This window comes from Pseudomonas sp. PDM02 (genome assembly GCF_014852285.1).
GTDB classification, from domain to species: domain Bacteria; phylum Pseudomonadota; class Gammaproteobacteria; order Pseudomonadales; family Pseudomonadaceae; genus Aquipseudomonas; species Aquipseudomonas migulae.
In genome coordinates this window covers 759,123-782,537 of record NZ_JACVBL010000001.1, presented here as the reverse complement: position 1 = coordinate 782,537, position 23,415 = coordinate 759,123, and the positions used below count along the sequence as shown (strand labels likewise).

Genomic DNA, 23,415 nt, shown 5'->3' with positions numbered 1-23,415 from the left:
CTCCATTACAAAGAGTTCACGGGTATCTTCGCAGGCCTCGGTGACGGAACAACGGTCACGGTGGGAGCGTCACGGCCATCACGGTGCGCAGAACGGACAAAAAGGCACTAGCTGAACTGTTCGCGGTACTGGGACGGGGTCAACCCGAGTTTTTCACTGAACAGAAACCGCATGTGCCGCACACTGCCGAAACCACTTTTGAAAGCCACGGTCTTGAGCGGCAAGTCACTGGTTTCCAACAGATTTCTCGCGCAGTCGATACGTGCGCTCTGGAGAAATTCCATCGGCGTCATGTTCACTTCCCGGGCGAACACCCTGGCGAAATGACGCGGACTCATGGTGGCCAGGCCGGCCATGCGCTCGATGCTGAAGGCTTCGTCGAGGTGGTCGAGCACATAATTCTGCACGCGCGTCACCGGTGTTTCGTGAGGGGCCACCGTCGCCATCAACGGACTGAATTGCGCCTGTCCGCCCTGACGTTTCATCACCACCAGCAACACCTTGGCCACGTCCTGAGCGACTTTCTTGCCATGGTCTTCGGCAACCACGGCGAGTGCCAGGTCAATGCCGGCAGTGACGCCACCGGAGGTGATCAGGTTGCGGTCCTGAACAAAGATCTGATCGGTCTCCACCGTCGCCTTCGGGAACCCCTTGATCAGCCGTTCGGTGTAATGCCAGTGGGTGGTGACACGGTAGCCGTCAATCAGACCGGCATGCCCAAGCACGAATGCGCCGGTGCAGATCGAGCCATAACGTCCGGCCCGCTTAACCGCACCTTTGAGCCAGCCGAGCAACGGCGGGTGTTTTTCGTTGTAGGCCCCGGGGCCGCCCGGCACCAGCAACAGGTCATACGCCTGATCCGCCTGATCGATATGCACATCGGCCTGCACGTTGACACCGTTGGAGGCACGCAACGCGCCGTGCTCGGTGCCGATGGTCGACAACACGTAACGCTCGGCCGGTTCCAGATAACGATTGGCGATGGAAAACACCTCCATGGGCCCGGCCATGTCGAGCAGGAGAAAATCAGGGAACAGCACCATTGCCACGGTTTTCATGGGTTCAAAATCACTGAAATCAAAAAAAGAATACTGGCCGTACATCGCCCCCTGTAGGAGCCGGCTTGCAGGCGATAGCGGTGGGTCAGCCAATAAGGTTGGCGACTGACACACCGCCATCGCCAGCAAGCCGGCTCCTACAAGGTTACGTGCATGGCATGAAGACTGTGCTGTGCATTATGGCCAAGTGCGGGGGGATCAGTCTGCTTATTATTGTCAACCAATACGGGACAGTATTTCAATTTCCATCTACTTATTGCACCACAGGATAAACATTAACCTTCTCCTCACTCGGACGAATCAACGTCCCCACAGGAGATTTCATCATGCTGACCCTTCGCAAAGCTTCCGATCGCGGCTTGGCCAATCATGGTTGGTTGAAGTCGTTCCATACCTTTTCCTTCGCCAACTACCGCAACCCGAAAGAGCAGGGTTTTTCCGACCTGCTGGTGATCAACGATGACCGCGTCGCGGCAGGCAAAGGCTTTGGCCAGCACCCGCACCGTGACATGGAGATTTTCTCCTACGTGCTTGAAGGTGCCCTGGAACACAAGGACACCCTGGGCACCGGTTCGGTGATCCGCCCCGGTGACGTGCAACTGATGAGTGCCGGCAGCGGCGTGGCACACAGCGAGTACAACCACTCGGCGACCCGTGGCGTGCACTTCCTGCAAATCTGGATCGTGCCGGACGTCAGCGGCGCCAAACCGCGCTATCAGCAAGAGCATTTCAATACACAGAAGAAACGCGGGCGTCTGCAACTGATCATCTCCCCCGAGGGGAAAAACGGTTCGTTGAAGGTGCGCCAGGATGCGCGGGTGTATGCCGGCCTGATCGATGGCAAGGAAAGCGCCACGCTGGAACTGGCCGCCAATCGTTATGCCTACGTGCATGTGGCGCGCGGCAGCGTCGAACTCAACGGCCTGCAATTGCAGGAAGGCGATGGCGTGCGGGTTCGCGATGAACAGTTGCTGACCCTGAGCAACGGCGTGGATGCCGAAGTGTTGGTGTTTGACCTGCGTCCTCAGGAAATGCCTGAAATGCCATAACGTTGAAACACGACCCTTGTGGGAGCGGGCTTGCTCGCGAACGCGGATTGCCAGTCAGCTTCAATGTTGAATGACAGACCGTATTCTCGAGCAAGCCCGCTCCCACAGGGGCGTGCGTTACTCACCCGTCCCCGCAAACCCCGCCACAATCTCATCGATCACCACCCGCACCCTCGCGGTATGCCGCAAGTCCGCGTGCGTCACCAGCCATATGTCATACGGCACCGGCCGTGTGCGTTCCGGCCATAGCCTGACCAGCCCGTCGCGCTCCCCCATGTACACCGGAATTTCCCCCAGCCCGATCCCCGCGGCAATCGCCCGGCGCACCAGCAGACTGGAACTCAGGCTCGAAACGATGCGCCCGCGCCCCAACGGTTCCGAGACCAGCGTGATGTCTTTGTTGTTCTGCAAATACGGCTGATACACCACCAGGTCATGCCCCTCGAACGCCGAACCCGGTGCCGGCACACCGTGGGTGTCCACATACTCCCGGGAGGCAAACAGGCCCACCGGCCAACGCGCGATGCGTCGGGCGATCAGGTCCGGGTTGTCTGGCCGGGTGTTGCGCACGGCGATGTCGGCTTCGCGTTTCGACAGGCTCAGAATCTGCGTCGAAGCGTCCAGTTGCACGCGCACGTCGGGGTGCTGTGCGTGCAAGCGGGCAATCGCCGGGATCAGGAAGTCGATGGCCATGGAGTCCGTGGTGCTGACCCGAACGATACCGGTCAGCCGGTCGTCGAGCCCTTGAATCTGGCGCTGCATCTCCAGCGCGGAGTGCTCCATTTTCTCCACGGCTTTCAACGCTGCTTCACCGACGGCTGTCAGCGCGTATCCCTCCGAAGTGCGCAGAAACAGCGTCGCACTCAAGGACTTCTCCAGTGCCGTGATCCGCCTCCCGACGGTGGCCTGATCGACCCCCAGCACCCTCGCCGCGCCACGTAACGTCGATTCCCGGCATACGGCCAAAAACACCCTGGCGTCATCCCAATTCATAGGTTTCTCCACCGCTGCATATACGCATCACCATAACGCAAAATCGCTGCGTTATTGCATCAATGAATCTGGATAAGCTGGGCACCATAGATAAACCTGGAGGACGGCTCCCATGCCCAGCACATCAACCACCCCGCGCAGCGCCATCTGGCTGCCGATTTTCGCCGGCCTCTGCGCCAGCCTTGTCAGTATCGGCCTGGCGCGGTTCGCCTACACGCCGTTGATTCCCTCATTGATCCAGGCGCACTGGTTTTCTGCCAGCGACGTGGTGTACCTAGGCGCCGCCAATCTGGTGGGTTACCTGATTGGCGCTCTGATCGGCCATCCGCTGGCCCGTCGGACCTCCAACAAAAGCGCCCTGCGCCTGATGATGCTGGCGGTGACGCTGTCGTTTTTTGCGTGTGGCTTTCCGTTGTCGGTGAGCTGGTTCTTCGGCTGGCGCTTGCTGTCGGGCGTCGCTGGCGGCGCGATCATGGTGTTGGTGGCCGCAACCGTGCTGCCACATGTGCCGGCGTCCCGCCGAGGGCTGGCCAGTGGTGCGATTTTCCTGGGCATCGGTTTGGGTATCGCCGGCTCCGGGACGATTGTGCCGCCGCTGTTGAGCCTGGGTTTGCAGAACACCTGGTTCGGTCTCGGCGCGCTGGCATTGGCGCTGACCGTCGCCAGTTGGTTCGGTTGGCCGTCAGCCACGCACGCGGCCACCGCAGCACCGTCCGCCGAACCCTCGACGATGCCGACTGACCCGAACGTTTACCTGCTGTTCGCCCAATACGCGTTCATGGCTGCCGGGCTCGTGCCCGCCATGGTGTTCCTGGTGGATTACGTTGCCCGCGGGCTCGGGGCTGGCGCGCACATTGGCGCTCTTATCTGGGTGATGTACGGCCTCGGCGCGATTATCGGGCCGGTGAGTTACGGTTTTCTGGCTGACAAACTGGGCGCACGGCTGAGCATTCGCCTGGTGCTGGTGGTGCAGGCAGTTGCAGTCGGTTTACTGTCGATTTCAAGTACTTTCACTGCGCTGGCCTTGCTGGCGGTGATCCTCGGCTCGTTCCCTCCTGGCATTGTGCCACTGGCGCTGGCCCGGGTTCACGAACTGATCCCGAACCATCATCAGCAACAGATTGCCTGGAGTCGCGCCACCGTGTCGTTCGCCACGTTCCAGGCGATTGCCGGGTTTGCGTATTCGGCGTTGTTCAACGCCAGCGGCGGGCATCACGCGCTGTTGTTCATCCTCGCAGCGGGCGCCATTGTCATAGCCCTGCTGCTGGAACAGGGCATGCGCTTGCTGAATCGTCGCGGCCGGCTGCAACCTGTATTGAGCTGAGTCACCGACGGCTTGATGTGGTCCCACTTACTGAACATTTCCAGACAGGACACTCACATGAATCTGCCCCACACCATGACCCTGATTGAAATCACCGAACCCGGCGGCCCTGAGGTATTAAAGCCACGCCAGGCGTCAGTACCAACCCCGGGGCCGGGCGAAGTGCTGATTCGCGTGCACGCTGCCGGGGTCAATCGCCCCGACGTGATTCAACGTGCCGGCAAGTACCCGATGAAACCCGGCATGAGCCCGATTCCGGGCCTGGAAGTGGCCGGTGAAGTGGTGGCGGTCGGTAAAGGTGTCAGCGAATTTATCGTCGGCGACAATGTCTGCGCGCTGACCAACGGCGGCGGTTACGCACAATACTGCGTCGCGCCGGCCGGCCAGACGCTGCCGATTCCTCAAGGCATGGACTGGATGCACGCGGCGGCGGTCCCGGAAACCTTCTTCACCGTGTGGGCCAACCTGTTTGACATGGGCGGCGCTGCCAAAGGTCATCGCGCATTGATCCATGGCGGCACCAGCGGCATCGGCACGACCGCGTTGATGCTGTGTCGCGAATTCGGCGTCAAGGCCTTCGCCACGGCGGGCAGTGAGGAAAAGTGCGCGGCGATCCGTACGTTGGGCGCCGAAGCGATCAACTATCGCGATCAGGATTTCGCCCAGGTCATCCAGGAAAAAACCGCTGGCAAAGGCGTCAATGTCATCCTCGATATCATGGGCGGCTCGTACCTGAATTCGAACATCGCGGCGCTGGGCATGGAAGGTCGACTGGTGATGCTGGGCTTTCTCGGCGGCGCCCACGCCAAGGACGTCGACCTGTTGGCGATCATGAGTAAACGCGCCATCGTGACGGGCTCGTTGCTGCGCCCACGCACCGTGGAAGAAAAAGCCTCGATTGCCGAGCAGTTGCGCGAATACGTGTGGCCGGTGCTCGCTGCCGGGCGTTGCCTGCCGATGATCGACAAGGTTTATCCGTTGGCCGAGGCGGCACAGGCGCATGCGCGGATGGAAGGTGGCGAGCACATTGGCAAGATTGTGTTACGGGTGGATTGATCCGCAATTGTCGCGCCCCCTCTGTAGGAGCAAGCTTGCTCGCGATAGCGGTGTGTCAGTCGACAGCATTGCTTAATGTGCCCCCGTCATCGCGAGCAAGCTTGCTCCTACAAGGAGGGTTGGTGAACGGCTGTCGAAAATGTTCCCCCCGCCGACACGCTTCTGTTAAAAACCGGACTTCAGTTTTTTACCGACGGACCATCCGATGCCCTCCTCCCCGCTCACACGCCTGCGCCGACGCTGGCTGCCCTTGCTGTGCATGGCCGCGCTGATTGTCGGCCTGCCGGTGAGTTGCGGCGTGCTTGAGCACACCGAGCGCGAGCTGCTGTTCCGTATCGAGCCAGGCACGGCGGGCTGGTATCGCGGTTTGCCGAAGGACGTTCAAGAATTCGACATCCAGCCCGCCAGTTTCAAGGATGGGCAAAACCTGCATGCCTGGTGGTGGCCGGCGGCTCGTCGTGATGCGCCTTCGATCCTCTATTTGCACGGTGTGCGCTGGAACCTCACCGGCCAGGCGTTTCGCATCGAACAATTGCGCGCCATGGGCTATTCCGTCCTGGCGATCGACTACCGCGGGTTTGGTCAGAGCAAAGGCGATCTGCCGTCGGAAGCCAGTGTGTATGAAGACGCGCGAGCAGCCTGGGAACGCTTCACAACGATGCAACCGGACGCCAGCAAGCGCCTGATCTACGGCCATTCCCTCGGAGGTGCGGTAGCCATCGACCTCGCGTCAGACCTGGCCGCACAGGCGAAAAAGAACCATGCCGCCGTCCCGGTGCGCGGTCTGGTGATCGAGTCCACGTTCACGTCACTGGGCGATGCCGTGGCCCAAGTGGCCGAAAGCAACTTGCCGGTGAAATGGCTGCCGGTGCGCTGGCTGCTGTCGCAGAAATTCGATTCCATCGACAAGATCGTCGACATCGACATGCCGCTGCTGGTCGTGCATGGCCTGGCCGATACATTCATGCCTTCGCGCTTCAGCCAGCAGTTGTTCAACGCGGCCAGCGAGCCCAAGCGCCTGTTGTTGGTGCCGGGCGGCACGCACAACAACAGCATGAGTTTGGGCGGCACCCAGTATCGCCAGGCACTTGAAGGCCTGATGAAAGCAAAACCGCCGCAGATGGCCGGTCCTGCAATCTCACGCGGCTCTCAGGACTCCTGACGTTTAGCGATAACCTCGCGCCTGCAAGTTGAACAATTGCGCGTAACGCCCTCCGGCGGCCACCAGACTGGCGTGATCGCCGCGTTCAAGGATCGCACCCTGATCCAGCACGATGATGTGGTCGGCATTACGCACGCTGGAAAAACGGTGGGAAATCAACAGCGTCATGCGGCCTTCGGTGTGCTGACTGAAATGCTCGAACACCGCCGCTTCCGCCGCCGGGTCGAGGGCTGAGGTCGGCTCATCCAGAATCAGGATATCGGCGTCACGGCGCATGTAGGCACGGGACAAGGCAATCTTCTGCCATTGCCCGCCGGACAGTTCCTGGCCGCCGGCGAACCAGCGGCCCAATTGGGTGGCATAGCCGCGATCCAGACGCTCAATGAAAGGCGCGGCCATGCCCTCGGCGGCAGCGGCTTGCCAGCGCTGCTCATCGTTGAACGCCAGGGTGTCACCGACACCGATGTTCTCGCCCACGGAGAACTGGTAGCGAATATAGTCCTGGAAAATCACACCAATACGCCGGCGCAGCGCATCTTCGTCCCATGCCTGCAAGTCACTGCCGTCCAGCAGGATGCGCCCCTGGTCGGGACGGTACAGACGGGTCAGCAGCTTGATCAGCGTGGTCTTGCCCGAACCGTTCTCCCCCACCAGCGCCACACTGTGCCCCGGCACGAGGTGCAGATCGATGCCCTCCAGCGCCGCGCGGCTCGCGCCCGGATAGCTGAACCCGACGTTTTCGAACCGCAGACCATCGCCGGGCAGCGCGCCTACGGTCAGGCTGCCGGAGTCGGCCACCACGGGCTCAGCCAGGTATTCATAGAGGCTGGACAGATACAGCCCGTCTTCGTAAAGACCACTGATGGCGCTCAAGCTGCTGCTCACTGCAGTCTGCCCCTGCTTGAACAGCACCAGGTACATGGTCATCTGGCCGAGGGTGATGCTGCCGTGGACGGTGTCGACCACCACCCACGCGTACGCGAGATAAAACGCCCCCGTGCCCAGTAATCCCAGGACAAAACCCCAGCCATCGCGGCGCAGGGTCAGCCGACGGTCTTCAGCGTAAAGACGCGCGAACGTATCGCGATAACGCTTCAACAGCAGTGGCGCGAAGCCGAACAGCTTGACCTCTTTGATGTAGCCCTCGTGGGAGAGCAGTGTCTCGATGTAGTTCTGTTGCCGGCTCTCCGGCGCACGACGGGTAAACAGCCTGAAGGCGTCCCCGGAAAAATGTGCTTCGGCAAAAAATACCGGCAACGCACCCACCACCAACAACACCAGCGCCCACGGCGAAAAATGCACCAGCAACACGCCGAAACTGATCAGCACGATTAGGTTCTGGATCAGCCCCAGCGACTTCATCACCAGCGCCAACGGCCGGGTCGACGCTTCGCGCCGGACCCGCACCAGCTTGTCGTAGAACTCGGAATTCTCGAACTGGACCAGCGACAACGTCTGGGCTTTCTCCAGAATCATCGTGTTGACCTTCTGCCCCAACTGCACTCGCAACAGCGATTGCTGAACCGACAGCGCCCGCTGGGTCCCGGACAGCAACGCGAGCACGCCGGCTTCAAACAGCACGTAACGCACCACCGGCCACAACGGCGCACTGCCCTGCTGCGCGTGCAGTTGCATGGCGAAAACCACCGCGTCGACGATGCGTTGGCCCAGCCAGGCAGCCAATGCCGGGAGTACGCCTGCGATCAGGGTCGCCAGCACCAGGCCCAGAAACAACCCGCGAGAAGTAGCCCAGACAAGGAGCAAGGCGCGTCTGGCCTGATCGAGCAATGAGGTGACGCGGGAAAGGGCCGCTGGCATGTTTATCGGTTGCGCTTGCGCGGTTTCGTCATTTCTTTTCGTAAAGGTGAAGGCCCGATGGGGAACACCAGCCCGGGGGGAAGAGGACCACCATTTTCCCACTCTTCCATCATCCGCCTCAGCTCAGGCGGCATTTCAGTCGGCGCTTTGCATGACATTTGATCACCCTATTGTTTTGCGAATTCGACACAACTCACTTTTGATACATCAATAACCAGGGCCTTTGCCCTACCAGGTAACAGATTGCCGTCGCTATCGATCCAGCGAGGGAACTCCAGAACGAATTGTCCGTTAGCAGGCTCCGATGGCCATTCGCTTGGCCAGCCAAACAGACGTTTCCCTCCGATCAAATGCAATATCACGAAACCCGGTCTCGATGAAAAAGCACTGTACCACTCGCAAGGGAACGATTTTTTAGCCGTTATTTTCAGTTTCCTGAGTAACGCATGAAGCCTGTCGCCATGAGCGATATGACAGGAAAGAACCCCCATCACCAGCGCAATCACTGCCGACCATAACGCCTCCGATTTCCTGTCCCACACGCCGATCGAAAAAAATCGTTCTCCCGCCAGTAGCAACAGTCCTTCCAAACCGACCACCAGCGACTGAATCACAAACGTAAAAATCAGTGCCTGGACAATCTGTCCAAAAGTGTCCGGGCGCTTGAACGCCGTGAGCGAGTAAAAAATCCACGCTGCTAAAAACCCCGGAAGCAGATACTGCAGTAGCGGGATCACGTCCTTGATCAAGCTGTCCATTGCCCTTTCCAATCCATTGAAAATTCGTCCCGGAGCAAATAAATACAGCACCTCTACAGCCTGTGTCATCCACTGCTGAAGCGCTGTCGTCACAAGAGATTTCGGGACTACAGGCGGGACTACAAGCGAAAAATCCTCCTACATTCAACAAGGAAAAACTGGACAAAAACTCAATCCAGATCCGACGTCACATGCTCCAAAAACCGTGCTCGATAACGCCCCGGACTCTCCCCCGTCCACTTCTTGAACGCCCGGTGAAATGCACTTGGTTCTTGAAAACCCAATTGCTCGGCAATGTCACCGATGCTGGCCTTGCTCTGCCGCAATTGCTCAAACGCAACCCCGCGCCGCACCTCGTCCTTGATTTCCTGATACGAACACCCTTCCCGCTCCAGCTTGCGGCGAAAGGTGCTGGGGCTCAGATGTTGTTCCAAAGCAAAGGCCTGCAAGGTCGGCCATTGGCTGTAGTGGCTGTTGCGCAAACGCTGGTGGACTTGCGACGCCAGCCCATGCTGGTTGCGGAAGCGAATCACCAGCCATTGCGGCGCGGTACGCAGAAACACTTTCAGCGAAGCCAGGTCCTGGACCACCGGCAAGCGCAGGTAGTGGCTGGCGAATTCGATTTCGGTGCGCTCGGCGCCGAAGGTCAGGTTCGGCCCCCAGAGCAAACGGTCATCGCTGAGGGACACGCGCTTGTGGCGAAAGTCCGCGCGGTCGATGGGAATACGCCGACCACCCAGCCAGCACATCAGGCTGATCATCAGCACCAGAAAAGTCTCTTCGCCAAAACGCGCAACATCATCGTTTTTCGCGCAGCTATCCAGGCTGATGACTGCACGTTTGCCGCGCACCGTCAGCGTGCCGCGAAAATCGCGAAGGAACAGGGCAAAGTTGTTCAGGCACTGGCGCATGGCTTTGTGCAGGTCGGGTTCCTGAATCAGGGCCCGGCAAATCAGGGCGAAGCTGCCCGGCGGCATGCCGTGGGAGTCGAGCCGGAAGAACTCGTCATCGAGCTCGCGGATCTGGATCAACCAGAGTGCAGCAAACGCACTGGCCGGCACCCGCGACACGGGCTGTTCGATCAACACCGGGTCGATACCTGCCTGTTCCAGCGCAGCCCGCCGCCGCTGAGGATTGTCCCCCAGCCCATGGATCATCGCCTGCACAAAGTAGGCGGCCACCGAATCCTTTTCCCGCATCTGAACGCTTCGCTCCCCATCACCCGAATGGCAAAAAACACCAGCACCGTTGAACAGTTCCGGCATAGGACAACCGCCCCGCCGGTTCTAGACTCGCGGCCAATAGTACGCCTTCGGCCGCTGTGGCGGCCAAGGTATCGCGGGGTTTGACCGGAAGGACGTGTACATGAATCTGCAAAACATTGGCGTGATCGGCGCAGGCACCATGGGCAACGGCATTGCACAAGTCTGCGCCCAGGCAGGGTTCAACGTGACCTTGATCGATATCTCCGAGAGCGCCCTGCAAAAAGCTGTTGCGACCGTCGGCAAAAACCTCGATCGGCAAGTTGCCAAGGACACGCTGACAGAAGCTCAAAAGCTCGCCGCCCTCGACAAGATCCGCACCAGCACCGACTACAGCAGCTTGCACAACGTGCAACTGGTAATTGAAGCCGCCACCGAAAACCTCGACCTGAAACTGCGCGTGCTGCAACAAATCGCCGCGCAGGTCAGCGCCGAGTGTGTGATCGCCTCCAATACGTCGTCGCTGTCGATCACCCAGCTTGCCGCCAGCGTCAGCCAGCCTGAACGCTTCATCGGCCTGCACTTCTTCAATCCGGTGCCGGTGATGGGCCTGATCGAAGTGATTCGCGGCCTGCAAACCAGCGACGCAACCCACGCCCTGGCGCTGGACATGGCAACCACCCTGGGCAAAACCGCGATCACCGCCGGTAACCGGCCGGGCTTTGTGGTCAACCGGATTCTGGTGCCGATGATCAACGAAGCGATCCTGGTGTTTCAGGAAGGCCTGGCCAGCGCCGAAGACATCGACGCCGGGATGCGCCTGGGCTGCAACCAGCCCATCGGCCCGCTGGCACTGGCCGACCTGATCGGTCTGGACACCGTACTGGCGATTCTTGAAGCCTTCTACGACGGTTTCAACGACAGCAAATACCGCCCCGCGCCACTGCTCAAGGAAATGGTTGCCGCCGGTTATCTGGGACGCAAGACGGGGCGTGGCTTCCATGCCTATGCCTGAGCGTTGCTCACGTTTCGCCGAGTACCGCGACAAGGTGCTGGAGCTGTTTGCCAGCAAGGGTTTCGGTCAGGTCGGCATGCGTGAGCTCGCGACGTGCCTGGGGCTTTCCCCGGGTTCGTTGTATCACCATTACCCCAGCAAACAGCACTTGCTGCTCGACTTGATCGAGGAGTTCTACGAAGAGCTGTTGGCAACCCTGGGGCGCATCGAGCAAAAGTCTCCGGCCAAGCGCGACAGGCTCAACAGCCTGATCCGCGCGCATTTGAATCTGCATCAGGAAATGCCTTGGCATTTTCGTCTGGTGGAACGCGACAGCGGCTGCCTGAATGACGAACAGCAGGCGCGCGTTCGGCAGTTGCGCGAACAGTACGAACGCACATTGCTGCTGATGCTCGGGACCAAACCCCGTCTCAGTGAACAGGCGCAACAGGCCGCCGGGCATGCCATCGCCAATCTGCTGAACAGCGCGCCCTGCTGGCTGGCGCACCATCTGCTGGATGAGCCTGAGCGTAATGAACTGCTGGAAAACCTCGTGGCTGGGGCCATTGAGCGTTTGCTACGGCCCTCGGTGCCACGCGCAGCGGCCTGAGAAACCGGACTGGTTTCAGTGGATCGAGCGAGCCACCGATGCAAAGCGTAAACCCACGCCGCATAATGGCGCGCCCTCAAACACAAAAAGGACTTCGTGTGTTATCCCGCCCCCGCACCCTCTGGTCATGGCTCTATTACCCCCTGAGCTGTATCGCCGTCTTCGTACTGACGCTGCACATCGCCGCCTTTGACTGGTTGCTGATAACGCCCATCGATGTCGGCGGCACTTTTATGGGGGGAGGCATGGCAACCCAGCTTTATCTGATGGGCTGGGGCGCTGCCAGCGTCGGCCTGTTGCTTGCCGTTGTGTGTCGTTTGCCCGGATCAATCTACGGCTGGATCAGCGCCGGACTTTTGCCCGTGGGCATTGGCGCCTGGTGGCAACTCAACTATCCGGCCAACGCCGACCAAATGATTTTGAGTACCAGCCGACAGGAGATCGGCGTGGCCATGCTGATCGGTGCAGTGTTGCTGTGCAGCGGCCTGTATGCCCGATCGAGGATCAAAAGCAGCGCCTCAAAAACATCGCCGTCACGCTCTGCAATGTCGGGGCGAATGGCCGTGGCGACCACGCTGCTCATCTTGTTTGTCGGCGTGCCCATGGCCATTTTCAAGCAACAGTCGTTACCGCACTGCGCCTTCAACGAAGCCGGTCAACAATTGACGGTCTGCCTGGGCGAAGACGATGTTCCGGTGGTCGTGGATTGAGCGATAACCCGCATCGTTTCAATAGAAAAAACATCTAAACGATTTTTGCCAATCACCACCTCTAAGGCTTTGCTAATGCCGTTGTAGGAGCGTGCGGTCTGGATAAACGCGGCGTTCTGGAGACCATCGCGAGCCAGCTCGCTCCTACAGGAAAACCCACCTCCGTCTGTTGGCAACGGGAGCAAACAATGAAAATCAATCCCTACCTCATCTTCAACGGCGACTGTAAAGCCGCGTTCACTTTCTATGCCCAGGCCCTTCAAGGCCAGCTCGACGTCATGATGACCTTCGGTGAAAGCCCGGCGCGCGAGCACTTTGCGGCGGACCTGCACAACCTGATCATTCATACCCGCCTGTCGGTGGGTGATCAGGCGATCATGGGGTCGGACACCACACCTGATCGCCCCACAGATGACATGGCCGGTTGTTCGGTCTCGCTGAACGTCGACAGCATTGCCGAGGCGGAACGGGTCTTCAACGCATTGGCGGAAGACGGCAACGTGCAAATGCCGCTGGAAGCGACCTTCTGGGCCGCACGTTTCGGGATGCTGGTCGACCGGTTTGGTGTGTCGTGGATGGTCAATTGCGAAAAGGATCAGTGACTTTACCGGCAAGCAAACGCCCAACCTGAAAAGGCTGGGCGTTCTGGACACTCCCGGACCGTCTGCTACCGTCAACAGGCCACCCCGCCTCGCAGCAGAACCTTCGGAGGAAACCCACCATGCCTGCCCATGACGCGCCCTGGTCCACCCGTTTGAAAATATCGCTGCTGGCGACAGCGCTCGCCGGAACCTTGCTGGTGTTGAGTGGTTGCGCCACGGTCGATGCCCAGACCACTGCCTATGTGGGTGTCGAGCATCCCGCGCCGACGCTGGCCAGTGAAGTCGTGGTGTTGCGTACCGAACCCCTTCGCCCGCACATTCGATTGGGTGAAGTGCTGATCGATGCCAGCGTTGATCCCGCCCCTCCCATCACCCAGGTTGAAGGAAAACTTCGGGACGAGTCAGCCAAGCTCGGTGGCGATGCCGTGGTGGTGGTCTACGACCATATCCAGCCGATGGGCGCTTATGTCAACGGGCCGCTGTGGGCTCGCGATGTAAGAACCATTGAGGGACGCAAGCTCAAAGGGATCGTGATCAAGTTCAAGTGATGGCGGAGACGGGTCAGTTGCACTCAACTCTGAGCCGGGCAGCCCCTTCTTCCCTGCAATCAATTGTGATCGGCAGAAATCGCTCGATGACCGCGATGTTGCTTTGCAGATGTTCAGTCATACGTGGCGTAGTGAAACTTCCACCGCCTGCCAACGCCATTGGCAACAGCAATTGATCGGCCAGGTGTTCGGCCACTGCTGCTCCGCTGTTCAGCCAGTCCATGGCCTGATTAATCGCGCCGTCAGCAACCTTTTCCGCGCGAAGGGCCGTTTGGCCGAATGCGCTGAATACTTCGGTTACGTGCTCAAACCTGTGCTCCAACAGCAAAACATTGCCCGGTCCCTGGTCCTGGTTGATCGTGACCATCAGTAGTTCCTCCTGCGCCATGTTCAGCCGCTTGGCGACCCGATCAAGTTCGCGCTCCGCCACATGCGGCGCAAGCCCGGCGATCAGCGCGCTGGCATGTTTCGTGAGCAAGGCGCCGCGTTCCAACAGATGCAACGGCAGCAGTTTCGACGGCTGGACAAACACCTCGATCTCACCACCACCGGCAGGCACAAAACCGTGACGCAACAACTGTAATTCAACCTTGGCGCCCATGCGCCGCAGCTGCGGCAACCAGGCTAGCTGTAGAAAATCAGTCGGAGGCGCCATCGGGTTATGAGTACCACCCGATATACGCACCCGACTGGCTTCAGGCGCCAGCAGCAACGCCGGCAACAGCGTCTGCAATACCAACGTGCAGCTACCCGCCGTGCCGATCGCAAAACTGAAATCCCCGCCGCGAATCGGACCCGGCTCGAAGGACAGGCACTGCGAACCCAATTCCGCACCTTGCACTTTTGCATCGCAAACCTGAGCCGCAGCCAGTACGGCAGTCAGGTGCTGACGCAACAATCCGGGCCGGCTGCGTTTGGCTCTGATGTTTTTAATTTGCAGTGCGCGACCGGTCACCATCGACAGGCTTAAAGCGCTGCGCAACACCTGGCCACCGCCAATGGCGCCATCCAGTTCAATCACTTCCTGTTTCATCTTCATCCTTATGCGTAGTGCCCGACAGTCTCTCTCAAGTAATCGTCGAGCAATCGCGAGTCTTCCTGAGTACGCGGCAGTTTAGGTACGGCACGCTCCAACTCTGCGGCGATGAACGCGTGCAGGGCGTTGCGTCTTGGGCCGTATGCACTTTCATCGGCGTTGCGTTTGAGCACCAATAACTCGGCGACTTCATCCAGCAACGACTGATCATCGACTGTGCTCAGCAAGTCGGCGAACGTCATCGGCGGGCGACCCAGCCCTTGATCGATCCAGCGCACGGCGAGCAACGGCCGTAGAACGTAGAAGTACTTCTTGAACCTCACGCTATCGCCTTGCAGATAACCGCGAAAGTTCTTCTTGGCCATCGACAGATAATGGTTTCGTGCTGCCGGTGGGCTGTAGAAGGTTTCGGCCAGCTCACGCAGACGCCCGGTCGCGGCAGGTTCGCTGCGATACACCAAAGGCGAATCCAGCCACTCGAGCAAGGTCGGGTTGGACTTGCGCAACAAACCCAAGGTCTTGCGCAACTCCCAGCCGCTGACATCAAGCTCATCGTCCAGCGGTCGCTCGATTACATCCCGCGCGGTATCAACCTGGACGAACCAGTCGGGTTTCTCCACATACACAAAACGCACATCGTAATCGCTGTCAGTCGAAGCAAAACCCCAGGCTCGGCTACCGGATTCGCAGGCATAAAGCACGGTGACGTTACGCTCGCGTTCGATGCGTTCCAGCTCTTCCAGGACTCTGGCGCGCATCTCGGGCGCCAGAGGGTGATGATCGTGATATTCCATTTCCCCTATCCTTTTACGCACACTACCTGACGCAGGGTGTGCAGCACTTCCACCAACTCGCGCTGGGCGTGCATGACTTGGTCGATGTCCTTGTAGGCCATCGGTATTTCATCGATGACAGCAGCATCCTTGCGGCACTCCACGTGGGCGGTGGCACGGATCTGATCTTCGACGGTGAACATGTTTTTCGCTTTGGTGCGACTCATGGTGCGGCCGGCACCGTGGCTGCAAGAGCAGAATGATTCCTCGTTACCGAGCCCGCGGACGATGAAGCTTTTTGCCCCCATCGATCCCGGAATAATCCCCAGTTCGCCCTTATTCGCCGACACTGCGCCTTTTCGGGTGACCAAAATATCCTCACCAAAATGCCGTTCTTTTTGCACATAGTTGTGGTGGCAGTTCACCGCTTCCAGGGCAACCTCAAAAGGCTTGCTGATCACCTGCCGCGTCGCTTGAATCACCGCTTGCATCATCAGTGCGCGGTTCTGTTTGGCAAAATCCTGGGCCCAACCGACCGCCTCGACGTAATCATCGAAGTGTTGGCTGCCTTCCTCGAAGTAGGCCAGGTCGCGATCAGGCAGGTTGGCGATGTGCTGACGCATATCCGCCTGCGCCAACTGAATGAACAGGTTGCCAATGGCGTTACCGACCCCACGGGATCCACTGTGCAGCATGAACCAGACCCGATTGGCTTCATCCAGGCACACCTCGATGAAATGGTTGCCGCTACCCAACGTGCCCAAATGCCCACGGTTGTTGGTGTTGGCCAGCTTCGGATACTTGTCAGTGATCGCCTTGAACCGCGGATCCAGCGCCGACCAGGCCTTATCGGCTTGTTGAGGTACATCGTCCCAGGCGCCCTTGTCCCGACGTGAACGTGTGGATGTGCGCCCGTGCGGCACCGCTTTCTCGATCGCGCAACGCAGGCCATGCAGGTTGTCCGGCAAATCACTGGCCGTCAGTGACGTGCGCGCGGCAATCATGCCGCAACCGATATCCACCCCGACAGCAGCCGGAATGATCGCCCCAACGGTAGGAATCACGCTGCCTATAGTCGAGCCCTTGCCCAAATGCACATCCGGCATCACTGCCAGGTGCTTGAAGATGAACGGCATCTTTGCGGTGTTCATCAACTGCTGTCTGGCTTCGTTTTCTACCGGGACGCCCTCGGTCCACAGTTTGATCGGTTTGCCGTTGGCCACTTCCAGCAGTTGGTAGGTATGTTCTTTCATGATTTCGATTCTTTTCTATTGGCCGATTGTCTCGGCGTTGCTCTGGAGCCTGGGGCGACAAGGTTTGGTGAAACATGCATCGCGCTCTACCGCTGAGCTACAGCCTTTCGGCTGGCGGGATTCGAACCCGCGACCACGTTGTCCTGTAGTTCCACCGGCATTCGCCGGGCAAATCTTAAAAGGTGGCACGACAAAAAATGAGTGACTGTTGCGCGTTACCGCACACCGGGGTTAACCGGTCCTGGATGTACAGCCAATCGGCATTCGTGCCTTTCACACACGCTGACAAGGGTTTGATGAGACGTCGTTTGATGTAGTCCCATCGGCATTCAGCGCCTGTAAAAAACTCAATTCTGCGTGTTGACGATCAAAGCTCCATGGCTTCGATCGCTTTCACCCAATGTTGCGCACCATAGTTGCCACGGGTGAACTGTTCGATCACATCGAACACCGCGTCGCTAAAACCACCGACATTCAATATGTCCTCGCGGTCCGCCGCCTGCGTTGTGGCGCCGGGTTGCATATCGATGCACACCAACCGTGCCTGCGGGTTGATTTGCTTGATCCGCTCCCATTGCCGCATCGTCTCAGTGCCGCCGTGGTGACGAGCATCGATCCAGGACTCGTTATCCGAGACAAGAATCAGCGTATCGACCCTGGCTTTGGCGTTCGCCAGTTTTGCCAGCGGCGCCGAGCAGTTCGTCCCGCCACCACCTATTGCAGCCAGTTTTGCGGCATTGCTCATCACGCTGTCGCGAGGGTTGAGCTGAATATCCACCACCTGCATTTCAAACGGCATCACCTGAGCTGCCGGCTGTTTGCGTAATACCGCCGCAGCCACCAGCGCAGCCACATCAATACAGCGTACTGCCGTGGTCGCGCCTTGACGATAACCGGTCACGGGACTGTGCATCGAACCCGAGACATCCGGGCAAACGATCACCGAACCTTGCAGCGTCGGAACGTTGGCCAACGACAGTTCCAGCGCTTCCTGCAATGCTTCACGCACCACGTGCGGAACGTCATTGCCGGTCATGCGATAGGCCGCAAGCAACTGGTATGGATAAACCCGCGCCTTGGCTACCGCTTCGGCATCAGCCAGGCGTTCCGCTGCATATTTGGCGAATCCCGGCACCTGAAACGCACCGTGGCGTGCCAATGTATTCAGGTTCATGCGCAGCCCCTGCCACCCCATGTTCCGTGCTTGAGACGCCCATTGTTCTTTGCTCAACGTTTCATTGCCGAGCAACTGAAAGGGTACCTGCGGCACCTCATCGCTCGCCCCGCTGCGAAACGCCAGCAACGAGCGTGTCAGTGCTGGCAGCGTCTGAACATCCACCGGCTTACCGATCAGCCAGGCAAAGAAGGCTGCACGCCATGCCTCATGGGGTTTCGGGTGAACCATTTTCACCACGTCTGCCAACGATGGCTGGTTACCAATCGACGCCTGCAGCAGCTGATATTCACTGGCGTTGTTCAACCAGTTTTGCACCAGACGCTTTGGCTGCGACCCGAGCGACTTTCGCCCTGTCACGCCGCTGCGCAGGATCTGCACGAAGTTACGCAGCATCTTTCCACTGTCTACCACTTGCTCAAACAGCTCCGGCACCAGCATTGAACGCTGTGCCGTCAGGGCTGCCAGCATCAAGGCCGGCATGTCTTTCATATGGCCTTTTTTGCGAGCGTAAAGCGCGGCCTTAGCCACATATCGGCTGTCCAGTTCGGTCACCAGTTGCAACACATTCTCCAGCTGGCTTTCGGCCGAAGCGTAAAAGGTCTGGTTCAGGCAACCGGTCGCGGCCAGTTGGGCAAGTTTGTGTTTGGCTGTGTAGGCATAAGCCGGAGCTTGAGCCGCGTTCAGCATGTCGCAAGCTGGCACTGTTGCCTGTTGGGTGTTGAACAGCTTGAAGTTGGCCATCGTGGCGTCTCGCTCTGTTGTCTTGTTCGTTGCCAGAGGTATTGCAGTCGACGTGCCAGTTTTATTCCTACGACGAACTTTATTTTTATCTTATTGATTTTTAAGTATTTTTTAAGTTCTGCGAAAAACACATCTCAAGTTTTAGAAAAATCTGCCGTCTATTATCTATCCTCAGTTATCGCTGTTTATCTTTTGGTATAAGCATGTCAAAGAAGCGCACGGTCGCCATCGGATTTATCGGATCTACACTCGACCGCGTTGGCAAGGGTGCCAATCGCTGGAGTCACTGGCGACCGAGCGTGGGGTTGTGCCAGCAACAAGATGTGGTGATTCATCGGCTCGAGCTGATCCATGGCACCGATGCCCGAGACGTCAGCCTGGCCGAGCGTGTTCGCGAAGACATTCGCCAGGTCTCGCCAGAGACCGAAGTGCACCTGCACCCGATGTCGCTGCGCAACCCGTGGGATTTCGAAGAGGTGTACGGCGCACTTCACGACTTCACCACCGCCTATCGTTTCGACACTGAACACGAGGACTACCTGGTGCACATCACCACCGGGACCCACGTGGCGCAGATTTGCTGGTTTTTGCTCACCGAAGCGCGCTACCTGCCGGCAAGGCTGATACAGACCTCTCCCGCTCGCCGGCTTAACGAGCAAGAGCGCGCCATCGGCACCCACGCCCTGATCGATCTCGATCTGTCGCGCTACGACCGCATTGCCACGCGCTTCGCCCATAAACGCCTGGAAGGCCTGGCCTTTCTCAAATCAGGGATCGCCACCCGAAACGCCGCGTTCAACCGCGCCATCGAGCAAATCGAGCGCGTCGCGGTGCGCTCGCGAGCGCCGATGCTGCTGATCGGCCCGACCGGCGCAGGCAAATCCTTTCTGGCCCGACGTATCTATGAACTCAAGCACAGTCGCCACCAGGTGCAGGGCCGTTTCGTCGAAGTGAACTGCGCCACACTGCGCGGTGACGGCGCCATGTCGACCCTCTTCGGCCATATCAAAGGCGCGTTCACCGGCGCGCAAAACGCTCGCGACGGCCTATTGCGAGCCGCCGATGGTGGCATGCTGTTTCTGGATGAAATTGGCGAGTTGGGCGCAGACGAACAAGCCATGCTGCTCAAGGCCATCGAGGAGAAACGCTTCTTCCCTCTAGGATCGGACAAGGAAGTGGAGAGCGATTTCCTGATCATCGCCGGCACTCACCGCGACTTGCGCAGCCGGGTGGCCGAAGGCCTGTTTCGCGAAGACTTGTATGCGCGAATCAACCTGTGGACATTCGACCTTCCCGGTCTGGCCGGGCGCCGCGAAGACATCGAGCCGAACATCGATTTCGAGCTCGCACGCCACGCCCGCGAACAAGGTCACATGGCGCGCTTCAACCTCGAAGCACGACGCCGCTACCTGGCCTTTGCCAGCTCAAGTGAAGCCGCGTGGCTGGGCAACTTCCGAGAGCTTTCAGCCTCCATCACCCGCATGGCGACATTAGCCGACAGCGGGCGAATCGATGAAACCCAGGTTCAGGAAGAAATCGATCGCCTGCGTTATGCCTGGGGCCTGGCGCAACCGGATGACGGGCTCGACCAACTGCTCGGTGAAAACCTTGATATCGACCTGTTTGATCGACTGCAACTCAAAGCGGTGCTCGACATCTGTCGTCAGTCAGACAGCCTGTCTGATGCGGGGCGACGGTTATTTGGAGTGTCCCGTCAAGCAAAGGCGCAGCCGAATGATGCTGACCGACTGCGCAAATACCTGGCGCGTTTTGCCCTCGACTGGAAGCAGGTGTCAGGCTGACGCAGCCGCAGCGAAACCACGTTGCAGATCCTCAATCAACGCCTCGACATCCTCCAGCCCGATGTGCAAGCGCAGCACCGGATTCAATGAACGGTCCGCCGCACTCTGGCGATCCTGGGTGTCGGCCACGGTGATCAGACTTTCGAAACCGCCCCAGGACGCGCCCAATCCGAACAACTGCAACGCATCGATGAAGCGCTCGACATAAGCGGCGTCCGCCTCGTTCAGTTCAAAGGACAACAAGCCGTTGCTTCCCTTGAAGTCCCGTTGCCACAAGGTGTGGCCAGGGTGGTCGGGCAAGGCCGGATGGAACACCCGTTTCACCTGCGGTTGCGCTTGCAGCCAATGGGCGATTTCCAGCGCCTGGCGCTCATGCACCTCCAGTCTCGGTGCCAGGGTTCGTGCGCCGCGCAATACCAGATAAGCGTCATCCGGGCTGACGGTGACGCCAAAGGTGTCGCTCATGGAGGCCAGCGGTTGCCAGGCATCTTCGCGGACGCAGACGCTGCCCATGACCACATCGCTGTGGCCGCACAGGTATTTGGTCAGCGCCATGATCGAGATGTCCGCGCCGAGGGTCAGCGGTCGGTACAGGTAACCCGAGCCCCAGGTATTGTCGACGGCCAGCAGAATGCCTCGCGGTTTGCACAGGGCGGCAATGGCCGGCAAGTCGCAGAGTTCGTACAGCAAGGAGCCCGGGACTTCGGTGTAGACCATTTTGGTGTTGGCTTGCAGTTGCGCCTGCAAGTCGCTGCCGTCGGGGACGAAGTAGCTGACCTGGATGCCGAACGGCTCAAGAAATTCCCGGGCCAGACGCCGCACCGGTGCGTACACCGCATCGGTGATCAGCACATGATCGCCGGGGCGCAGGTACGCCAGAAACGTCTGCGCGACCGCCGCTAGCCCGGTGCCGAACAGACGGGTGCGATAACCGCCTTCCAGTTCGGTGACCAGGTCTTCGAGGGCGAACGCGGTTGGATTGCCGCGCGCGCCGTAACTCAACACCCGCTCGGTGTCACGGCGGGCACGGGCGTCACGCATTTGCGCGAGATTGTCGAACAGTACCGTGCTCAGACGGGTGACCGGCACGTTGACCGAACGACCGCCACTGCCCTGCTCAGTGCGTGCCGAATGGACCAGGCGCGTGCGTACCCGCGCGTCCTCGGTAGCTTGAGGTTGCAGCGGTTTGAGACTGGCGATCTCGTCGTCGCTCATTTGCGCCAGCAAGCCGATTTCCCAGGCCAGGTACTGCCGCGCCGCGTCCTTGTTGCCGGAGTGCCGATCATGGGTGAAGAACAGGAAATCGATGCACTGTTCATTGGCCGGTGTGTCCGGACTTTCCTGCACGGTGAAACCGGCCGCACGCCAGGCAGCGAGTCCGCCGTCCAGCAGTCGCAGTTGTGCGCGCTGGGTTTCCGGCAATTCCTGCGCCGCGAATGCGGCCAGCAATGGATCATCGGCCACCAAGACCAATGGCCGGTGCTCACCGGCTACGTGCGTCGCGAGCAGCGAACGAATCGACCAGCGAGAGCCGGCAATATGGCCCTTGCGAAAGGTCATGCTCGGGCGCAAATCGATCAGCGCGACGGCGTCGTCCTTCAACGCGTCGGACAGTGCCTGCACCGAGATCGATGGCAACGCCTCATGGGCGGCAACTTCAGTCTTGGGCAACGCCAGACCGCTGCTCACGCCACCTTCCAGCACATACGCCTCATGCCCCAACTGGCGCAGCCAGCTCGCGACAATCGGCGCACGCACACCATCGCTGTCGATCAGCACCAACCGCGCCTGACGCACGCCGACATACAGGTCGGTGGATTGAATCAACTGCCCGCCCGGCGTGTGCTGTGAACCGGGCAGACTGCCAGCGGCAAACTCCTCGGCAGTGCGCACGTCGCACAGAAACAGACTGCGCCCGACCTCTTCGGCCCACTGCGCGACTTGCTGGGCCACAACGGTTTTCACCCCAGACCGCTCCGCCAGTCCGGCAGCGGCCACACGCTGTGCGGCCAAAGGTGCAACGGATACCGCATCGGCATAACGACGACTGCTGCCGTGCTCCAGCTGAAAATCTTCCAGATACCAGCCCTGAGTACCGTTCTCCAACGCGTAGACCGGATTCTTCAAGCCCAGGTTGATCAGCGTTTGCGCGCCGATAATGCTGCGGGTCCGGCCGGCGCAATTGACCACGATTGGCGTGGTGTCATCCGGCACCAGATCATGGATGCGATAACCCAGCTCACCGTTCGGGCAGCACACGGAACCGGGAATGGTCATCTTGCGGTATTCATCGAACGGCCGGCCGTCCAGTACCACCAGCGGCTCGCCACGGGCTTGCCATTCGGCCAGTTGCTGCGCGGTGACATGCGGCGTGTGGCTGGCCTCCTCCACCAATTCGCCGAACGCCTTGGACGGCACATGCACGCCGGCAAACAGCTGATAACCGGCAGCCTGCCAGCCATCGGCACCACCCTCGAGAACGTGCACGCGCTCATACCCCAACGCTTGAAGACGCTGGGCAGAACGCGTAGCGACATCGCCGCCACTCTGGTCATAGATCACCAGCCGCACCTGAAGGTTCGGCGCCAGCCGCCGAGCCTCCAGTTCCAGTCGGCTGTAGGGCAGATTGACCCCGAAAAACAGATGGGCCTCGCCATACTGGCCGTGTTCGCGCACATCAAACAGGGCAATTTCCTGCCCGTCGAACAGCCACTGCTGCAATTGCCCTGGGGTTACGGTCTGGCTCATG

General features: G+C 59.6%; 20 protein-coding genes. 10 read left to right on the top strand and 10 right to left on the bottom strand.

The annotated features are described in order from the left end of the window. Window positions 1-107: 107 nt before the first annotated feature. Window positions 108-1,058: a GlxA family transcriptional regulator gene (locus IB245_RS03505; protein WP_192226551.1), complete on the bottom strand. Its 951-nt coding sequence runs from the start codon at window positions 1,056-1,058 to the stop codon at window positions 108-110. A gap of 326 nt (window positions 1,059-1,384) precedes the next feature. Here IB245_RS03505 and IB245_RS03500 point away from each other — a divergent pair, with 326 nt between their 5' ends. Beyond that, a complete protein-coding gene (locus IB245_RS03500; RefSeq protein WP_192226549.1) occupies window positions 1,385-2,107 on the top strand; it encodes a pirin family protein in 723 nt (240 codons plus the stop codon). A 117-nt stretch (window positions 2,108-2,224) separates the two neighbouring features. Here the strand turns inward: IB245_RS03500 and IB245_RS03495 are convergent, their stop codons facing one another. Then, window positions 2,225-3,100: a LysR family transcriptional regulator gene (locus IB245_RS03495; protein WP_008041161.1), complete on the bottom strand. Its 876-nt coding sequence runs from the start codon at window positions 3,098-3,100 to the stop codon at window positions 2,225-2,227. Window positions 3,101-3,212: 112 nt separating this feature from the next. On the opposite strand from IB245_RS03495, the gene IB245_RS03490 reads away from it, so the two are divergent. From IB245_RS03490 to IB245_RS03480, 3 genes are all read left to right on the top strand, one after another. Next, the gene (locus IB245_RS03490) at window positions 3,213-4,424 is read left to right on the top strand and encodes a YbfB/YjiJ family MFS transporter (RefSeq protein WP_192226547.1); all 1,212 of its coding nucleotides are present in this window, start codon (window positions 3,213-3,215) and stop codon (window positions 4,422-4,424) included. Window positions 4,425-4,481: 57 nt separating this feature from the next. After that, window positions 4,482-5,480 (top strand): NAD(P)H-quinone oxidoreductase, encoded by a 999-nt coding sequence (locus tag IB245_RS03485; RefSeq protein ID WP_192226545.1) that lies wholly within the window; start codon window positions 4,482-4,484, stop codon window positions 5,478-5,480. Window positions 5,481-5,685: 205 nt separating this feature from the next. Then, on the top strand, window positions 5,686-6,642 hold the full coding sequence (locus IB245_RS03480) for an alpha/beta hydrolase (RefSeq protein WP_192226543.1): 957 nt from the start codon (window positions 5,686-5,688) through the stop codon (window positions 6,640-6,642). 3 nt (window positions 6,643-6,645) lie between these two features. Here the strand turns inward: IB245_RS03480 and IB245_RS03475 are convergent, their stop codons facing one another. The 3 genes from IB245_RS03475 to IB245_RS03465 form a co-directional block, all read right to left on the bottom strand. Further along, window positions 6,646-8,460 (bottom strand): ABC transporter ATP-binding protein, encoded by a 1,815-nt coding sequence (locus IB245_RS03475; RefSeq protein WP_192226541.1) that lies wholly within the window; start codon window positions 8,458-8,460, stop codon window positions 6,646-6,648. Window positions 8,461-8,627: 167 nt separating this feature from the next. After that, complete coding sequence (locus IB245_RS03470) at window positions 8,628-9,218, bottom strand: DUF6338 family protein (protein WP_192226539.1); 591 nt, start codon at window positions 9,216-9,218, stop codon at window positions 8,628-8,630. Between the two features lie 170 nt (window positions 9,219-9,388). Beyond that, the gene (locus tag IB245_RS03465; RefSeq protein ID WP_192226537.1) at window positions 9,389-10,417 is read right to left on the bottom strand and encodes an AraC family transcriptional regulator; all 1,029 of its coding nucleotides are present in this window, start codon (window positions 10,415-10,417) and stop codon (window positions 9,389-9,391) included. Window positions 10,418-10,583: 166 nt separating this feature from the next. On the opposite strand from IB245_RS03465, the gene IB245_RS03460 reads away from it, so the two are divergent. From IB245_RS03460 to IB245_RS03440, 5 genes are all read left to right on the top strand, one after another. Further along, entirely contained in the window at window positions 10,584-11,435 is an 852-nt protein-coding gene (locus IB245_RS03460; protein ID WP_008032849.1) for a 3-hydroxybutyryl-CoA dehydrogenase, read from the top strand. Beyond that, window positions 11,422-12,024, top strand: a complete 603-nt coding sequence (locus tag IB245_RS03455; RefSeq protein WP_008032848.1) for a TetR/AcrR family transcriptional regulator — start codon at window positions 11,422-11,424, stop codon at window positions 12,022-12,024. Before IB245_RS03460 ends, IB245_RS03455 begins: the two co-directional genes overlap by 14 nt. A gap of 38 nt (window positions 12,025-12,062) precedes the next feature. Then, window positions 12,063-12,734 carry a hypothetical protein gene (locus tag IB245_RS03450; protein WP_192226535.1) on the top strand — a complete coding sequence of 224 codons (672 nt, stop codon included), beginning with the start codon at window positions 12,063-12,065 and terminating at the stop codon, window positions 12,732-12,734. Window positions 12,735-12,922: 188 nt separating this feature from the next. Then, a complete protein-coding gene (locus IB245_RS03445; RefSeq protein ID WP_192226533.1) occupies window positions 12,923-13,336 on the top strand; it encodes a VOC family protein in 414 nt (137 codons plus the stop codon). Window positions 13,337-13,455: 119 nt separating this feature from the next. Beyond that, window positions 13,456-13,884 carry a hypothetical protein gene (locus IB245_RS03440; RefSeq protein ID WP_192226531.1) on the top strand — a complete coding sequence of 143 codons (429 nt, stop codon included), beginning with the start codon at window positions 13,456-13,458 and terminating at the stop codon, window positions 13,882-13,884. Between the two features lie 13 nt (window positions 13,885-13,897). Here the strand turns inward: IB245_RS03440 and rtcA are convergent, their stop codons facing one another. The 4 genes from rtcA to IB245_RS03420 all read right to left on the bottom strand — a co-directional run bounded on the left by rtcA (window position 13,898) and on the right by IB245_RS03420 (window position 18,864). After that, entirely contained in the window at window positions 13,898-14,917 is a 1,020-nt protein-coding gene (gene rtcA, locus IB245_RS03435) for an RNA 3'-terminal phosphate cyclase (protein ID WP_192226529.1), read from the bottom strand. Between the two features lie 8 nt (window positions 14,918-14,925). Next, window positions 14,926-15,714, bottom strand: a complete 789-nt coding sequence (locus tag IB245_RS03430; RefSeq protein ID WP_192226527.1) for a nucleotidyltransferase domain-containing protein — start codon at window positions 15,712-15,714, stop codon at window positions 14,926-14,928. Between the two features lie 5 nt (window positions 15,715-15,719). Beyond that, complete coding sequence (locus IB245_RS03425) at window positions 15,720-16,946, bottom strand: RtcB family protein (protein WP_192226525.1); 1,227 nt, start codon at window positions 16,944-16,946, stop codon at window positions 15,720-15,722. 367 nt (window positions 16,947-17,313) lie between these two features. Then, entirely contained in the window at window positions 17,314-18,864 is a 1,551-nt protein-coding gene (locus tag IB245_RS03420; RefSeq protein WP_192226523.1) for an RNA-binding protein, read from the bottom strand. Window positions 18,865-19,067: 203 nt separating this feature from the next. Here IB245_RS03420 and rtcR point away from each other — a divergent pair, with 203 nt between their 5' ends. Next, window positions 19,068-20,666 (top strand): RNA repair transcriptional activator RtcR, encoded by a 1,599-nt coding sequence (gene rtcR, locus IB245_RS03415; RefSeq protein WP_192226521.1) that lies wholly within the window; start codon window positions 19,068-19,070, stop codon window positions 20,664-20,666. On the opposite strand, the gene metC is transcribed toward rtcR, so the two are convergent. Next, window positions 20,658-23,414, bottom strand: a complete 2,757-nt coding sequence (metC, locus tag IB245_RS03410) for a cystathionine beta-lyase (RefSeq protein ID WP_192226519.1) — start codon at window positions 23,412-23,414, stop codon at window positions 20,658-20,660. The genes rtcR and metC overlap by 9 nt on opposite strands. Window position 23,415: the final 1 nt, after the last annotated feature.

Coding starts and splice junctions, on each gene's coding strand:
- metC (WP_192226519.1), bottom strand. CDS start 23,414: ATGAGCCAGACCGTAACCCCAGGGCAATTGCAGCAGTGGCTGTTCGAC.
- IB245_RS03440 (WP_192226531.1), top strand. CDS start 13,456: ATGCCTGCCCATGACGCGCCCTGGTCCACCCGTTTGAAAATATCGCTG.
- rtcA (WP_192226529.1), bottom strand. CDS start 14,917: ATGAAACAGGAAGTGATTGAACTGGATGGCGCCATTGGCGGTGGCCAG.
- IB245_RS03470 (WP_192226539.1), bottom strand. CDS start 9,218: ATGGACAGCTTGATCAAGGACGTGATCCCGCTACTGCAGTATCTGCTT.
- IB245_RS03420 (WP_192226523.1), bottom strand. CDS start 18,864: ATGGCCAACTTCAAGCTGTTCAACACCCAACAGGCAACAGTGCCAGCT.
- IB245_RS03490 (WP_192226547.1), top strand. CDS start 3,213: ATGCCCAGCACATCAACCACCCCGCGCAGCGCCATCTGGCTGCCGATT.
- rtcR (WP_192226521.1), top strand. CDS start 19,068: ATGTCAAAGAAGCGCACGGTCGCCATCGGATTTATCGGATCTACACTC.
- IB245_RS03465 (WP_192226537.1), bottom strand. CDS start 10,417: ATGCGGGAAAAGGATTCGGTGGCCGCCTACTTTGTGCAGGCGATGATC.
- IB245_RS03460 (WP_008032849.1), top strand. CDS start 10,584: ATGAATCTGCAAAACATTGGCGTGATCGGCGCAGGCACCATGGGCAAC.
- IB245_RS03445 (WP_192226533.1), top strand. CDS start 12,923: ATGAAAATCAATCCCTACCTCATCTTCAACGGCGACTGTAAAGCCGCG.
- IB245_RS03500 (WP_192226549.1), top strand. CDS start 1,385: ATGCTGACCCTTCGCAAAGCTTCCGATCGCGGCTTGGCCAATCATGGT.
- IB245_RS03455 (WP_008032848.1), top strand. CDS start 11,422: ATGCCTATGCCTGAGCGTTGCTCACGTTTCGCCGAGTACCGCGACAAG.
- IB245_RS03425 (WP_192226525.1), bottom strand. CDS start 16,946: ATGAAAGAACATACCTACCAACTGCTGGAAGTGGCCAACGGCAAACCG.
- IB245_RS03430 (WP_192226527.1), bottom strand. CDS start 15,714: ATGGAATATCACGATCATCACCCTCTGGCGCCCGAGATGCGCGCCAGA.
- IB245_RS03495 (WP_008041161.1), bottom strand. CDS start 3,100: ATGAATTGGGATGACGCCAGGGTGTTTTTGGCCGTATGCCGGGAATCG.
- IB245_RS03480 (WP_192226543.1), top strand. CDS start 5,686: ATGCCCTCCTCCCCGCTCACACGCCTGCGCCGACGCTGGCTGCCCTTG.
- IB245_RS03475 (WP_192226541.1), bottom strand. CDS start 8,460: ATGCCAGCGGCCCTTTCCCGCGTCACCTCATTGCTCGATCAGGCCAGA.
- IB245_RS03485 (WP_192226545.1), top strand. CDS start 4,482: ATGAATCTGCCCCACACCATGACCCTGATTGAAATCACCGAACCCGGC.
- IB245_RS03505 (WP_192226551.1), bottom strand. CDS start 1,058: ATGAAAACCGTGGCAATGGTGCTGTTCCCTGATTTTCTCCTGCTCGAC.
- IB245_RS03450 (WP_192226535.1), top strand. CDS start 12,063: ATGCAAAGCGTAAACCCACGCCGCATAATGGCGCGCCCTCAAACACAA.